Below are 13,309 nucleotides of genomic sequence, written 5' to 3'. Positions count from 1 at the left end.
GCTCGGGTAGGGATCCCCAGGCCGGCGGCACGCGAAACCCGTCACCCCCGTCAGAACTAGTCAGCTTCCCGCTTTGCCTGAACCTGTTTCTCGACTTCGCGCCAATAACCAGGCCTAGGCCGCGGCTTCCCGAGACCGCCCGTCGCAGCGCTCTGCAAGATGGCGTCGGCCTCGTCGATCTCCTTGATCATCTCGAGGGCGAACTCGCGCTCGGCGGCGTAGTACTTGGCCGCCCAGCGCAGCGCGAGCACCGAGTACGCCCACGCGGGTTCCGCCTCCGCCCCCTCGGCGTCCTCGACGGCCTTGCGGTGCTTGGCTTCCGAAGACGCCACATGCTCCTGCAGTAATTCCTTGAGCCGGGCCGGGTTACTCAGATGGCCGAACGTAACCCGCAGCAGCACACTGTGCTTGAGCACCGGCGGGTCCACGGGCGCATGGTTGGTCCACTCGGTGACGGCATCCATCCCGGCCGGGGTGATCTTGTAGAGCCGGCGGCTGCGGGTGCCCTCGTCGCGTTCGACGCGAGACGTCACCAGCCCCAGCGACTCCAGCTTCTTCAGCTCGGTGTAGATCTGGCTGTAGGACGGGCTCCAGTAGTAGAGGTCGACGCTCCAGTCGATCCACTTTTTGAGGTCGTAGCCCGAGACTTCCTCTTCGTAGGACATCATCCCCAGCAGCGCCCAGCTGGTGGCGGCGAGCGCCGCACCGGTCGGCTTTTGACCGGCAGGGTCCGTTTCGGAGTCCATGTCGCCAGGTTAACAACACCGACCCCTACATTGGAGGGCATGGACCGCTGGCTGGGACGCCCGTGAAATTCGCCTTTCCCGTTCCGCACCTGCTGCGCCTCAAGGCGATTACGCAGCCCTGGGAAGCCGCCGTCACCGGACCCGAACAGCGACGCATGATGCAATGCGCCGACCGGTGGGGCTACGACATGATCGCGGTACCCGAGCATCTCGTCATCCCCACCGACCAGGTCGAGTTGTCCGGGCCGCACTATCTGCACTCGACGACCGCGCAGGCGTTCATCGCCGGCGCCACCGATCGGGTGGCCATCAACTCCTGCGTCACCATCCTTCCGCTGCAGCACCCAATCGTGCTGGCCAAGGCGCTGGCCACAGCGGACTGGATGAGCGGCGGCCGGATGATGGTGACGTTCGGAGTGGGATGGCTGGCCCGCGAGTTCGAGCTGCTGGGAGTGCCGTTCGGGGAACGCGGCCGCATCGCCGACGAGTACCTGGCCGCGCTCGTGGAATTGTGGACCAGCGACACACCCCGATTCGAGGGCCGGTACGTGTCGTTCGCCGACATCGCCTTCGAGCCGAAACCCGTTCAGAAGCCGCATCTTCCGATCTGGATCGGCGGGGATGCCGACGCCGCCCTGCGCCGGGCGGCCACCTTCGGGTCCGGGTGGTGGCCGTTTCTCACACCGCCCGAGCGGATCGCGGAGAAGCTCGATTACATCAAGTCCCAACCGTCGTACGAAGGCCGGGAATTCGAGGTGATGCACGGGCTGGGCACCAACCGGGTCGGCGAAGGACACGTCGCCCGCCACGCCGGCGACCGGCCGGGCATGAGCGAGGGGGAAATCGTCAACCGGTTGAATTGGCTCGCCGAGCAGGGCGTGACCGTGACCGCGGTTCCCGTCCCCGCGGTGGGCGGCGTGGACGAATATCTCGATTACGCGCAGTGGGTGATCGAAGAAATCAAACCGCAGGTGTCCTAGCGGATCTGCAATCCGCGCCTGCGCACCCACGACACCGCGGCGATGCTGCCGGCGATCCACACGCTCATGGCGATGACGAGGTGGACGAAGCTTTTCGTGTCACGCCCGAACACCGGCCAGATCAGGGCGGGCGCCTGCTGCCACAACACGCGGTGCTCCACGCCGTTCATCGGATCGGCCACGTAGTACAGCGCGTACGGCAACGTCAGGGCCAGCACCCAACTGCGGGTGCGGCGCAGATCGCCGCGCTGGCGCCAGCGCCTCAGCAGCGGCTCGACACCGACCGGGTGCAACACCGAGATGAGGTTGCCGACGCCCAGCCAGGACACGATGGGCACCGCGACGGTCGGGATCGTAATGCCCAGCCGCGCAGGCGTTTCCAGCCAAAGCGTCAACGTGACCGCGGCACCCAGGGTGGGCAGCCCGACGATCGCGAGCAAGGCGAGGTTCTTGATCAGGAGGATTCGCCAGAACGGCACCCCGTCCGATAACCCCCGAAGGATGCGGTAATGGTCGGCGCCCAGGAAGTTGGTGGTGGTGACGTCGACGAGGACCCACGAGGAGAAATAGGTGCCCACCAGGATCACCCAATCGGGGTGGTGGTGGCCCACCGGGGTCAGCGGCTGCACCAGCAACCAGCCGGCGGCGAAGATCACGTTGGCCACCACACCCATCAGCCAGGTGCGCGGCCGGGTGAACGACCACCGGATCTCGGCGATGACCGCCGGGATCAGGCCCTTCTCGAAGTCCTTGGCGGCGCGCTGGGCCGCGGCGGGACGCGGGGCCGACGCGCGCACCATGGCAGTCAGAAAGGTGCGCAGGGCGGCGTTCACCCGCGGGCGCCCCGACCTCCCTGACTCCCCCGGCCGCTCCGGGCGACCGCTTCGGCGCGAGACGATCATCTGACGTGGCCACCTCGCTCTCGTATCGGTCAACGGCTCGTCCGCACTGTACGCAGGGCAGGATAGCGGGCATGAAGCGAAAGCGTGTCGTCGTCGCCGGGCTCGGGGACGCGGGCGTCCTCGCGGCGATCCGGCTGTCCCGGCATGCCGACGTCGTCGGGATTTCGGCCAAACCCGCGCTGGTCAGCGGACAGGAACTCGGTGTCCGGCTCTCGCGTCCGCACGATTGGGCCCGCGACTACTGGATTCCGTTCGACCGGTTCCGCCGCCTCGATGGCGTCAGGACGGTGCAGGCCACGCTGACCGGAGTGGACCTGGCTGCCCAAACCGTCTTCGGCCGAACCGAAGACGGCAAGACCATCACCGAGGGATACAACGCGCTGGTCATTTCGACCGGCGTCAGCAACGGCTTCTGGCGCCAGCCGATCTTGCAGTCCGCAGCCGAGATCGAAGCGGGGCTGCGCGCCGCGCATGACCGGCTGGCCGCGGCCGGGTCGGTGATTGTGGTGGGCGGCGGCGCCGCGGCGGTCAGCAGCGCGCTCAACATGGCAACCACCTGGCCGGACAAGCAAATTGACCTGTACTTCCCCGGCGAGTCCGCCCTCGAGGGGCACCATCCGCGGATATGGCAGCGGATCCGTGCTCGACTGTCCGAACTGGGCGTCGGCCTGCACCCCGGACACCGCGCCGTGCTCGCAGAGGACTTCACCGGCGACGAACTCACCAGCGAACCGGTCCGATGGAGCACCGGCCAACCGCAAGCCGACGCCGACGCCGTGCTCTGGGCGATCGGGCGGGTGCGGCCCAACACCGAGTGGCTGCCGCCGGAGTTGCTCGACGAGCGCGGATTTGTGCGCGTCACTCCGGAGCTGCGGGTGCCCGGTCACCTGGGTGTGTTCGCGGTCGGCGACGTCGCGGCGACCGATCCGTTGCGCAGCTCGGCCCGTAACCGGGGCGACGCCCTGGTGGCCCGTAACGTCCTCGCCGACTTCGCCGGCCGGCCGTTGCGCGCGTACAAGGCGCCGACGCGGCGGTGGGGTTCGTTAGTGGGTATACAGCCCAATGGGCTGGAAGTCTTCCTGCCCACCGGCCATGCCTTCCGCTTCCCGTCCTGGTCGGTCGAACGCGTGGTGATGCCGTGGATCGTGCGTTGGGGCATGTATCGGGGGGTGCGCCACAACAACCCGCTGGGGTAAGGGGGGACCTCTTCGGATCAGCGGCTGTTAAGCAGCAGCATGAGCCCGTAATCCATGTGGATCTGTTGATGGCAGTGCAGCAGCGAAAGGCCGCCTTGGTCGGCGACGAAATCGACCTCCATGCTTTGGTACCCGCCGAGCATGGCGACGTCCTTGCGGATGCCGGCGGTGGGCGTCCCGGCGAACCGGGTGATCTCGAACGTGTGCCGGTGCAGGTGCATGGGGTGCAGGTCGTCGCTGGCGTTGCGGAACCGCAGCCGGTAGCGCTTGCCGCGCTCGATATCGAGCACGGGCTTGTTGGTGTCCATCGCGAACGGCGCGCCGTTGATCGTCCAGACGTTGAAACCGTTGTCGGCGGCGTTGCGTTTCTCGATCAACAGGTCGATGGTGTGATCGGGCGGTGCCACCCCCGCCGGCCCGGAGGCGCCGAACGGCCGGTAGTCCCAGGCGAACGGTGGGGACGGCGCCCATTGCGGATCGCCTGTGCGCCCGGCGTATTCGACGACCATCCCCATTCCGCGGCCGCGGTCATCGTCGGACAGATCGCCCAAAACCCAGACACCCGGATTGGTCATGTTCACGACAGCCGAGATCCGTTCGCCGGCGCCGAGCCACAACACAGGCACGGTGGCACGCGTGGGCACCGGGTTGCCGTCCAGCGCGACGACGTCGAAAGTGTGCCCGGGCAGGGCCAGACTGCGTGTTTCGGTGGCGCTGCCGTTGAGCACGTGCAGCAGCACTCGCTGACCGGTGCGCACGCGAAGGGGATCGCCGTGGCCCAGCATGCGTCCGTTGATCGCGAAGGCCCCGTATCCGACCTCGTTGCCGGGCGAGTCACCACGACGCAGCGAGGCGGCCATGGACGACTCGCCTCTCTCCTTGAGATCTTGCTCCTGCTCACCGGCCAGAAAATCGCCGGCCATGTCGCCCCCACGGCTGAACTTGGGCTCAAATTCCTTGAGCGTCAAGAAGACTTCCTGGTCGTAAGCGCCCGCGTTCTCGGCGGGCTCGATGTAGACCGGGCCCACCAGACCGCTGTACTGGCCACGGGACAGATCCGCGCGCGGGACGACGTGGGTGTGATAGAAGCGGAAGCCCGCCGGGCCGGGGACGAAGGAAATCCTGCGCATGCCGTGTGCGGGGATGTAGGGGGTCCCCTCCTCGGCGGCGCCGTCGACGTCCACACCGACATGCTGGCCGTGCCAATGCAACTGTTCCGGGGCGTCGGTGTCGTTGAAGACGTCGACCCAGGTGCGCCGGCCCTCCGTGAACCGCAGCAGCGGGCCCGGAAATTGCCCGTTGTAGGTCAGGGTCGACACGATCCGGTCCGGGGCCAATTCGACCTTCCCCGAGCCGATTCGCAGCGTGTAATCGGCTTTGCCGCCGGGTGGGCCGGACGCCGAGGGGCGCGAACAGGCGGCCCCCGCCCCGGCAGCGGCGCTTCCCGTCACCGCCGTCAATGCGGCCCATGTGCAGAACTGACGCCGGTTGAGGGCCATGGTCACCGCCCGCCCGCGCGGGTGGCCAGCAGGGGCAGGAAGAAGTCGACGCGGTGGCTCAATTCGCTTGCTACACGCCGGAATTCGGGGAAACCGGCGTTCGACGGGTCGGGCACGCTCCAATGCGTTGTGGTAGCCAGATCGTGGTCGCGCGCGTACTCGCGCACCTTGTCGCACAACGTGATCACGCAGTCGAAGCGGTGCCGGGAAACCGCGGCCAACGGCTGGGGCCGGGTGCCGCCGAGATCGATGCCGTATTCGTCGCGCATGACCCGCAGAGCGCTGGCGTGCAGCTCGGCTTTCGGATGGCTGCCCGCGCTCGCCGTTCGAATGCGGCCCTGCCCCCGTTGCTTCAGCAGCGCCGCGGCCATGGGTGAGCGCGCGCTGTTGCCGGTGCACAAGAACAACACCGACCGCGCAGCCGGCTGCGCGGTCGGCGCGGGCGCCAGCGCCGGATGCAACGCGGCGGCGGCCTCGCCGAATGCCTTGGCGCACTTCGCCAGGTCCAACCGGTAATAGGTGTCGCGGCCGTCGAAGTTGCTGCGCCGCGCGTCGACGAGTCCGGCCGAACGTAACAGTCGCAGGTGATACGAGACCAGGTTCTGCGGCTCCCCGACGGCGGCGGCCAGTTCCCGCACCCGGTGGTCCCCGGATGACAGCTCCATCAGCAGCGCCCACCGCAGTGGATGCGACGCTATCTGCATCAGCGGCGGGACGGCCGCGCGACCTGCTGCCGGCATAGTTCCGCAGAATACATCAAATGGGTTTGATAGGTTAGGCGCTGCGCAGGGTGACACCACGCCTATCCGACATGCCAGGAGACGAAAGTGTCCGAAAGCACCCCGATCCACACCCCGGCCGGCGGCGACGAATTGCGCCGCAGTCTCGGGGTTTTCGATGCGGTGGTGATCGGGCTCGGCTCGATGATCGGGGCGGGGATTTTCGCGGCGCTGGGACCCGCCGCGCATGCCGCCGGCTCGGGACTGCTGCTTGGCCTGGCGCTGGCGGCGGTGGTCGCCTACTGCAACGCCACGTCCTCCGCGCGACTGGCGGCGCGCTACCCCGCATCGGGCGGCACCTACGTCTATGGCCGAAAGCGGTTGGGCGACTTCTGGGGATACCTGGCCGGGTGGGGCTTCGTCGTCGGCAAGACCGCGTCGTGCGCGGCGATGGCCCTGACCATCGGCTACTACGCCTGGCCGGCGCAGGCGCACGCGGTGGCCGTCGCGGCGGTGGTCGCGCTCACGGCGGTGAACTACGCCGGCGTGCGGAAGTCGGCCTGGCTGACCCGCATCATCGTCGCCGCGGTGCTGGCCGTGCTGGCCGCGGTGATCGTCGCCGCATTCACCTCCACGGCGGCCGGCACCGATTCGCTCCGCCCGACCGGCGCGACCATCGGCGGTGTCGTCCAGGCCGCGGGTCTGCTGTTCTTCGCCTTCGCCGGCTATGCGCGCATCGCCACGCTGGGCGAGGAGGTGCGTGACCCGTCCCGCACCATTCCACGGGCGATACCGTTGGCCCTCACCATCACCCTGGCCATCTACGCACTGGTGGCCGTGGCAGCCCTTTCGGTGCTCGGGCCGGCCCGCCTCGCCCGCAGCGCCGCCCCGCTCGTGGACACGGCCCGCGCGGCGGGAGCGGCCTGGCTGGTCCCCGCCGTCCAGGTGGGCGCGGTGGTCGCGGCGGTGGGCTCCCTGCTCGCCCTGATCCTCGGCGTCTCGCGCACCACGCTGGCCATGGCGCGAGACCGCCATCTCCCCCACGCGCTGGCGGCCGTGCACCCACGGTTCCAGGTGCCCCACCGTGCCGAGCTGCTGATCGGCGTCTGCGTCGCCATCCTGGCCGCCACCACCGACCTTCGCGGCGCCATCGGGTTTTCCTCCTTCGCCGTGCTGATCTACTACGCCATCGCCAACGCCTCCGCGTTCACCCTGGGCCCCGACGAAGGGCGCCCGCACCGGGCCATCCCGGTGATCGGGCTGCTCGGCTGCGTGCTGCTGGCATTCGCGATGCCGCTGCCCTCGGTGCTGTCCGGTGCGGCGGTGCTGGGCATCGGCGTCGCCGCCTACCTGATTCGGCGGGCCATGAAGGATCGATCGCAGGGATAGCCGAAGGAAAGTCGCATGCGAACACTCGCCGCCCGGATGATTTCGACGCTCGCTACGCGAGCGCCGGCCGCGGTGGCGCTGATTCGTCTCTATGTGGGAGTGGTTTTCGCGTGCGAGGGCATCCTCAAATTTCTCCGTCCGGCCTCGCTGGGCACCGGGCGATTCGAGAAAGCGGGGATACCCGCAGCAGGGTTCTTCGGCTCTTTCGATGGGGTAATTGAAATCGCCTGCGGCACTTTGATTTTACTGGGCCTGCTGACCCGCCTTGCCACGTTGCCCATGATCGTCGACATGGTCGGCGCCTGTTGATCACCAAGCTGCCCATCTTCTGGGGCGACGCCCCGCTCTTCCGTGGCGAGCACGGCTGGTGGAATTTCATTCACGAAGCGCGGGTGGACCTGGCTCAGCTGTGCGGCTGCCTGTTCCTGGTGATCGTCGGGGGCGGCACCCTCTCACTCGATGCCCTGCTCACCAAGTCGGCGCGTGCGCCAAAATCACGGGAACACGATTCCACCAAGCCCTGACGGGGAAGACTGACCGGATGTCCGACCCGGGAACCGACGCCTTCGACAAGCTGGTGTCGCTGCTCAACTATCCGATGTACGTCGTCACCACGCAGGCCCACGGCACCCCGGCCGGCTGCCTGGTGGGTTTCGCCAGCCAGACCAGCATCCATCCGTCCCGATTCCTCGTCGGGCTGTCCCGGCGCAACCACACCTTCCGGATCGCCCGCGACGCCACCCACCTGGCCGTGCACGTGTTCGACCACGAACACCTCGACGTGGTGGAGCTTTTCGGCAGCCAAACCAGCGACACGGTCAACAAGTTCGACCGCTGTTCCTGGCATCGCGGGCCCGAACAGATGCCCATCCTCGACGATGCCGCCGCATGGTTCGTCGGCGAGATCCTCGAACGCTTCTCGCTGGGTGACCACGTCGGGCACCTGCTCGCACCCGTGGGCGGCAGTCCGCCGAAGGAACTGGAAACCTGGGTGTCCTTCGGCGACGTCCGCCAGCTGCAGCCCGGCCACGAGGCCTAGCGCGTGAACGAACCGCCCCGGATCAGCGCCGTCCCCAGCATCATCGAACTCGCACCCTTCTACGCCGATCCCCCGGATGGCGTGCGCGCCAACATGATCTTCAGCGCCGACGGTGCCGCCGCGTTCGGCGGCCGCGCCGGTCCGCTGTCGTGCCCCACCGATCAACGGCTCCTGAAAATCCTGCGCGGCCTTGCCGACGTCGTGCTGGTCGGCGCCGGCACCGCGCGCGCCGAGAACTACGGCCCGGTCGTGCTCAGCGATGCGGCGGGGGCCAGACGCCACCACGAAGGCCGAGCCGAACCACCGCCGATCGCCGTGGTGAGCCGTAGCGGTGAGCTACCGGACCGGCTGTTCGGCAAACCCGAGCAGCCGCCGATCCTGGTGACCTGCGCACGAACCGCGGCGCGACACGACCGCAACGACGACCGGCGACACATCCTGGTCGCCGGGGACGACTCGGTGGACGTCTCGCGCGCCGTCGCGATGCTGCGCGAACTCGGCATGCAGCGCATCCTGTGCGAAGGCGGACCGACGCTGCTCGACGAGCTGGTGCAAGCCGACGCCGTCACCGAGCTGTGCGTGACGATCGCGCCCAAACTCGCGGCCAGTCAACCGGTGGGCTACCGGCCCCCGGCCCCGCTGGCCGCCCCCGTCGCCATGCACCTCGATCACGCGTTGGTGTGCGACGGCTATCTGTATTTGAAGTACCGCCGTTGAGCCCGCACAGGCTCGCGGTAGTGCGCGGACGGCGCTCGACATGCAGCCGACGGCGCGTCTTCCTATGATGAAAATGCCCGGTTTGACATTCGATCCGATCGCCCCCGGTGACGTCACCTTCAGTTGATCGCTGTCCACTTCCTCGATGCACACAGAAAAGGATCACCGGCCAGGTGAGCAGTTCAGACGACGACCATGACTTCCGTAATCTGGCGGTGAACCGATTGCGTCCCAGCGAAATTCAATGGGCGCTGAACCACGATGCGGTGCATGGGATCGCCTATGCGTTCAGGAATCCCGTTGCGGTCGCCGATTCCATCGAGGATCCCGACGACGACCGAAAGACCTACCTGGTGCGGGTCAAGCGCGACGACCTGGCCAACGCGCTGGAAAAGATCAACGAATGGATTTTCGACAATCCCGGCCCGTCCGGAATGCAGGCTTACGGATTCGTCCGGGCGCTGTCCCGAGAAGGGCTCACCGAACGCGCCACCGGTGATGACGACAACCATTAATCGCGCGCCGTCGAATTAGCTGGCTTTCGCTATTCGCCGTGCCTCGCGGTCGCGAAAACCTTAGCCTTATGCCTGCATGCCACCGTGAACACGGATTCGGCGCCGGCATTGGCCGGGTGCCCGAGGACGCCGGTCGGCGGTTTGCGGAGCACGGCTGGCGGTGAGGAGTCTTGGATGGGTGACGCGACCGCGGATTCGCGGGAGGGTACGCAATTCGGGCCGTATCGGCTGCAGCGGCTGGTCGGTCGCGGCGGCATGGGCGACGTCTACGAGGCCGAGGACACGGTGCGCGAGCGCATCGTGGCCCTGAAACTGATGTCGCGGACCCTGTCCAACGATCCGGTATTCCGCTCGCGGATGCAGCGCGAGGCCCGCACCGCCGGGCGGCTGCATGAGCCGCACGTCGTGCCCATCCACGACTTCGGTGAGATCGACGGCCAGCTCTACGTCGACATGCGGCTGATCGACGGCAAAGACCTGGCCAGCATGCTGAAACGCTTCGGACCGATATCCCCGCCGCGGGCGATAGCGATTGTCCGCCAGATCGGTTCGGCGCTCGATGCCGCGCACGCGGCCGGGATCCTGCATCGCGACGTGAAGCCGGAGAACATTTTGGTGAGCGCCGACGACTTCGCCTACCTGGTCGATTTCGGCATCGCCAGCGCGACTTCCGACGAAAAACTCACCCAAATCGGCACCACCGTCGGCACCGCCAAATACATGGCCCCGGAGCGGTTCGGCGACTCCGAAATAACGGCCCAGGCCGACATCTACGCTCTGGCCTGTGTGCTGTACGAGTGCCTGACCGGCTCGCCGCCCTACACGGGCGACCAACTGAGCGTGATGGGCGCGCACGTGCGCCAGCCGATCCCGCGCCCGAGCGCGGCGCGGCCCAGCATCCCGGCGGCCTTCGACGGGGTCATCGCCCGCGGCATGGCCAAGGACCCCGCGGACCGCTTCCTCACCTGCGGTGACCTGTCGGCCGCGGCCTACGGGGCGCTGGCCGCGCCCGATCAAGACCGGGCCACCGACATCCTGGAGCGCAGTCAAGTGGCAGCGCCGCCAGCCGCGTTCGCCGGCCAGGCGGTCGGCGGCCAGGCGGCGGGCGGCCAGTCCGTCGGCGGGTTCGCGCCCGCTCCGCCCGCGCCGCAACAACAGCCGGTCGGTCCCTGGCCCACGCCGCCGGGTGCGCTGTTGGCTTCCGGCGCACCGGGGTTACAGCCGACGGCGTGGAGCCGCCCGCCGGTCTGGACGAACGCCGCTGGCGCGGCGACCCCGCCCTGGGGCCAGCTGTCGCGCGCCAGCCGCAAGCCCTGGCTCTGGGTCGGTGTCGCCGCCACCCTCACGGTGGCCCTCATCGGGGTGATCCTCGGCGTCATCCGCCCCTGGGAATCGAAGTCCCGGCCGGCACCGGTCCCGCCTCCGCCGCCGCCGGACGCGGTCGCGCTGCGGGTCCTCGACGACGGTGTGTTCGTGGGCAGTTCGGCGGCCCAGACCACGATCGACCTCTTCAACGAACCCATCTGCCCGCCGTGCGGCAGCTTCATCAGGTCGAATGCCGCGGACATCGACACCGCGGTGAACAACAAGAAGCTCGCCGTGCGCTATCACCTGCTCAACTTCCTCGACGACAAGTCGCACAGCCAGGACTACTCGACCCGCGCGGTGGCGGCCACTTACTGCGTCGCCGCGCAGAACGACCCCAAGCTCTACGCCGCCTTCTATGCCGGCTTGTTCGCCAGCAACTTTCAGCCACAAGAGGGCGCCGCCGAGGACCGCACCGACGGCGAGCTCGCGCAATTGGCCAAGACGCTCGGCGCCGACGCCGGCGTCATCACCTGCATCAAGTCCGGCGATGATCTCGGCACGGCGAAAACCAAAGCGGCGAACGGCTACTCGACGCTGTCGGCGGACAACGCCAACTCCACCCCGTTCGTGTGGGACGGCAGCACGGCCGTGAACTACCAGAACCCGGCCTGGCTGACGAAACTCACCGGATAACACACGGTCCGCCGCCGCCGAGGGGATGTTGTACTTTTCCTGCGGCGATCGGTGGACGGAACCGCCTGGCGTTGTGAGTTGATTGGAGTCAGCGATGAGCGACGCGCAGGGGTCGCGGTCGGGGACGATGTTCGGGCCGTACCTGCTGAAGCGGCTGCTCGGCCGCGGCGGAATGGGCGAGGTCTACGAAGCCGAGCACACCGTTAAGCAGTGGACCGTCGCGGTGAAGCTGATGTCGCACACGTTCAGCCAGGATCCGGTGTTCCGCAAGCGAATGGAGCGCGAGGCCCGCATCACCGGCAGGCTGCTGGAGCCGCACGTGGTGCCGATCCACGACTACGGCGAAATCGACGGCCAACTGTTCCTGGAGATGCGCCTCATCGAGGGTGTCGATTTGGACAGCTTGCTCGAACGGGAGGGACCGCTGCCCGCGCCGCGGGCGGTGGCCATCATCCACCAGGTCGCGTCGGCTCTGGACGCCGCGCACGCCGCCGGGGTGACACATCGTGACGTCAAGCCGCAGAACATCCTGATCACCGGCGACGACTTCGCCTATCTGGTGGACTTTGGTATCGCCAGCGCCAAGACCGACGAGAAACTCACCCAATTGGGCACCGCGGTGGGAACCTTGAAATACATGGCGCCCGAACGCTTTTCGAGTGACGAGGTGACTTCCCGCGCCGATGTGTACGCGCTGGCCTGTGTGCTCTACGAATGCCTGACCGGGATCCCGCCGTACGGCGCCGACAGCACCGGCGCGCTAGTGACCGCGCACATGATGCAGCCCATCCCCAAACCCAGCGCGCACGGCGTGAGCCGGGCCTTCGACGCGGTGATCGCGGCGGGGATGGCCAAAGACCCCGGCGAGCGCTACGCCACCGCCGGGGCCCTGGCGGACGCCGCGCACAAGGCGCTGACCAGCCCCGAGCGCGAGCGCGCCGACACGATCCTGGAACGCAGCGACACCGCGGACGCCGACATCCCGATCAGCCCGCCCGCGCCGCCGCGACGCAAGCGCACCCGGTGGCCGATGGTGGCCGCTGCGGCCGTCGTCACCGTCGCGATCGCTGCCGTCGGCGTCTGGCTGGTGCTCAAACCGACCAGCCAGCCGCCGCACCGGACCGGTTCGGGCAAGACCGCGCCACCGTCCACCGCCGCCCCCACCGGCGACCAGGCGCGGCTGATCAGCCTGCTCCCGCCGGGTTACCTGCCCGGCACCTGCACGCCGGCCACTCCCGAATCGGGCAGCGTCTGGGTGCACGCGGTGGCCATGGTGACCTGCGGACAGAACACCCAGCCCGGCGGCCCGACCCGGGCCACCTACGGACTGTTCGGAACGCCCGACCGGCTGAAGACGGCCTTCTCCGACGACGTCGGCAACGTCAGCCTGGTGAACTGCCCCGGCGAGGGACGCTCACCCGTCAGCTGGCACTACGACGAGACCCCCAACAACATGGCCGGCCTGATCGCGTGCGGCAGCTACAACAACCACCCGAACGTGATCTGGTCCAACGACGCGAGACTCATGCTCAGCGACGTCACCGGGGATCCGGCCACGGTCGAAGACCTGCACACGTGGTGGGATGCGTACGGCTGATCCGGCCGG

14 protein-coding genes are annotated in these 13,309 nt (G+C 68.1%); 10 read left to right on the top strand and 4 right to left on the bottom strand.

The annotated features are described in order from the left end of the window. Positions 1 to 56: 56 nt before the first annotated feature. A complete protein-coding gene (locus G6N50_RS04945; RefSeq protein WP_083095251.1) occupies positions 57 to 746 on the bottom strand; it encodes a PadR family transcriptional regulator in 690 nt (229 codons plus the stop codon). Between the two features lie 62 nt (positions 747 to 808). Between G6N50_RS04945 and G6N50_RS04940 the strand changes: the two genes are divergently transcribed. Continuing rightward, a complete protein-coding gene (locus G6N50_RS04940; RefSeq protein WP_083095252.1) occupies positions 809 to 1,726 on the top strand; it encodes a TIGR03619 family F420-dependent LLM class oxidoreductase in 918 nt (305 codons plus the stop codon). Here the strand turns inward: G6N50_RS04940 and G6N50_RS04935 are convergent. Further along, positions 1,723 to 2,628 (bottom strand): hypothetical protein, encoded by a 906-nt coding sequence (locus G6N50_RS04935; protein ID WP_179970094.1) that lies wholly within the window; start codon positions 2,626 to 2,628, stop codon positions 1,723 to 1,725. The genes G6N50_RS04940 and G6N50_RS04935 overlap by 4 nt on opposite strands. A gap of 71 nt (positions 2,629 to 2,699) precedes the next feature. Between G6N50_RS04935 and G6N50_RS04930 the strand changes: the two genes are divergently transcribed. Next, positions 2,700 to 3,824 carry an FAD-dependent oxidoreductase gene (locus G6N50_RS04930; protein ID WP_083095253.1) on the top strand — a complete coding sequence of 375 codons (1,125 nt, stop codon included), beginning with the start codon at positions 2,700 to 2,702 and terminating at the stop codon, positions 3,822 to 3,824. Between the two features lie 17 nt (positions 3,825 to 3,841). Here the strand turns inward: G6N50_RS04930 and G6N50_RS04925 are convergent, their stop codons facing one another. Both G6N50_RS04925 and G6N50_RS04920 read right to left on the bottom strand, forming a co-directional pair. Next, positions 3,842 to 5,323, bottom strand: a complete 1,482-nt coding sequence (locus G6N50_RS04925) for a multicopper oxidase family protein (RefSeq protein WP_276053621.1) — start codon at positions 5,321 to 5,323, stop codon at positions 3,842 to 3,844. Between the two features lie 2 nt (positions 5,324 to 5,325). Beyond that, the gene (locus tag G6N50_RS04920) at positions 5,326 to 6,063 is read right to left on the bottom strand and encodes an arsenate reductase/protein-tyrosine-phosphatase family protein (protein ID WP_083095255.1); all 738 of its coding nucleotides are present in this window, start codon (positions 6,061 to 6,063) and stop codon (positions 5,326 to 5,328) included. A gap of 105 nt (positions 6,064 to 6,168) precedes the next feature. Between G6N50_RS04920 and G6N50_RS04915 the strand changes: the two genes are divergently transcribed. From G6N50_RS04915 to G6N50_RS04885, 8 genes are all read left to right on the top strand, one after another. Next, entirely contained in the window at positions 6,169 to 7,431 is a 1,263-nt protein-coding gene (locus G6N50_RS04915) for an APC family permease (protein WP_142275566.1), read from the top strand. A 15-nt stretch (positions 7,432 to 7,446) separates the two neighbouring features. After that, positions 7,447 to 7,740 (top strand): DoxX family membrane protein, encoded by a 294-nt coding sequence (locus tag G6N50_RS30015; protein WP_372509969.1) that lies wholly within the window; start codon positions 7,447 to 7,449, stop codon positions 7,738 to 7,740. After that, entirely contained in the window at positions 7,737 to 7,955 is a 219-nt protein-coding gene (locus G6N50_RS30010; RefSeq protein WP_372509970.1) for a hypothetical protein, read from the top strand. The genes G6N50_RS30015 and G6N50_RS30010 overlap by 4 nt, the downstream gene beginning before the upstream one ends. A gap of 17 nt (positions 7,956 to 7,972) precedes the next feature. After that, positions 7,973 to 8,470, top strand: coding sequence for a flavin reductase family protein (locus tag G6N50_RS04905; protein ID WP_083095257.1), 498 nt, complete (start codon positions 7,973 to 7,975; stop codon positions 8,468 to 8,470). A gap of 3 nt (positions 8,471 to 8,473) precedes the next feature. Next, the gene (locus G6N50_RS04900) at positions 8,474 to 9,187 is read left to right on the top strand and encodes a pyrimidine reductase family protein (RefSeq protein WP_083095258.1); all 714 of its coding nucleotides are present in this window, start codon (positions 8,474 to 8,476) and stop codon (positions 9,185 to 9,187) included. Positions 9,188 to 9,360: 173 nt separating this feature from the next. After that, positions 9,361 to 9,702 (top strand): hypothetical protein, encoded by a 342-nt coding sequence (locus G6N50_RS04895; protein WP_083095259.1) that lies wholly within the window; start codon positions 9,361 to 9,363, stop codon positions 9,700 to 9,702. Between the two features lie 174 nt (positions 9,703 to 9,876). Further along, entirely contained in the window at positions 9,877 to 11,703 is a 1,827-nt protein-coding gene (locus G6N50_RS04890; protein ID WP_083095260.1) for a serine/threonine protein kinase PknE, read from the top strand. 94 nt (positions 11,704 to 11,797) lie between these two features. Next, positions 11,798 to 13,300, top strand: a complete 1,503-nt coding sequence (locus tag G6N50_RS04885) for a serine/threonine-protein kinase (protein WP_083095261.1) — start codon at positions 11,798 to 11,800, stop codon at positions 13,298 to 13,300. Positions 13,301 to 13,309: the final 9 nt, after the last annotated feature.

It is taken from the genome of Mycobacterium mantenii (assembly GCF_010731775.1).
GTDB lineage: Bacteria > Actinomycetota > Actinomycetes > Mycobacteriales > Mycobacteriaceae > Mycobacterium > Mycobacterium mantenii.
The sequence above is the reverse complement of the archived record's forward strand: the minus strand, read 5'-3'. Positions and strand labels throughout refer to the sequence as shown.